Source organism: Vibrio sp. Vb1755 (assembly GCF_033338635.1).
GTDB lineage: Bacteria > Pseudomonadota > Gammaproteobacteria > Enterobacterales > Vibrionaceae > Vibrio > Vibrio alginolyticus.
On record NZ_JAWOTA010000247.1, the window covers coordinates 1 to 1,195 of the forward strand.

The 1,195-nt window shown below is 46.3% G+C and carries 1 protein-coding gene; it reads left to right on the plus strand.

All coding sequences use genetic code 11. The annotated features are described in order from the left end of the window. A partial coding sequence (locus tag R7E00_RS24270) for an alanine/glycine:cation symporter family protein (RefSeq protein WP_318124800.1) occupies positions 1-1,023 on the plus strand: 1,023 nt, incomplete at its 5' end. Between the last annotated feature and the right edge of the window lie 172 nt (positions 1,024-1,195).

Sequence of the window (1,195 nt, forward strand, 5' to 3'; positions counted from 1 at the left end):
GGCATGCGTTGGATGGGCGTGTTGTTCTCAGTTTTCCTAATCATCGCTTTTGGTTTGGTATTCAACGCCGTACAAGCGAACTCAATTGCAAACGCAATGAGCAACGCATTTGGTTGGAATGACCTATACGTTGGTATTGCTGTTGTTGCACTTTCAGCTGTAGTTATCTTCGGTGGTATCAAACGTATCGCGAAAGTAGCTGAGCTGATCGTTCCTATCATGGCACTGCTATACCTAGTACTTGCATTGTTCGTTGTATTCTCAAACCTAGAGAAACTACCAGATGTATTGATGCTGATCTTCAAGAGCGCATTCGGTCTGCAAGAAGCTGCAGCGGGTGGTCTTGGTTATGCGATTGCACAAGCAATGATCAACGGTATCAAACGTGGTCTATTCTCGAACGAAGCGGGTATGGGTTCTGCGCCTAACGCGGCAGCGTCGGCAACGCCTTACCCACCGCATCCAGCATCTCAAGGTTACGTTCAGATGCTAGGCGTGTTCATGGATACGATTGTTATCTGTTCTGCAACAGTAGCTATTATCCTGATGTCGGGCGAGTATGTAGGTCAAGCAACGGAAGTTACTGGTATTGAGCTAACTCAGCGTGCATTGAGCTCGCAAGTTGGTGATTGGAGCGGCATCTTTGTTGCAGTTGCAATCTTCTTCTTCGCGTTTACTTCAATCATCGCGAACTACTCTTACGCAGAAACGAACCTGATCTTCTTGGAGCACAACCATAAAGCTGGTCTAAGCATCTTCCGCGTTGTGGTTCTGGGCATGGTAATGTTTGGTGCGCTAGCGTCTCTTCCTGTGGTTTGGTCGTTGGCTGACGTTTCGATGGGTCTGATGGCGATTGTTAACTTGGTAGCGATTCTGTTGCTATCGGGCATCGTGATCAAACTGGCGAAAGACTACAACCGCCAGCTAGGCGAAGGTAAAGTACCAACGTTCGATGCGAACGATTTCCCTGAGCTTAAGTCTCAGCTAGAAGACGGTATTTGGGACAACACTAAGAAAGACTAAGTGTTCTCCTATCGTTAAAAGCTATTAAGACGATTCGTAAAGCCATGCAGACAATGCATGGCTTTTTTTGTACCCTAATAAAAAACAAAATTAGGGAAGTGAAAGTCATGCTTATCGTAGTTTCTCCAGCGAAGACCCTCGATTACGAGTCTCCGTTAGCGACAGAAAAATT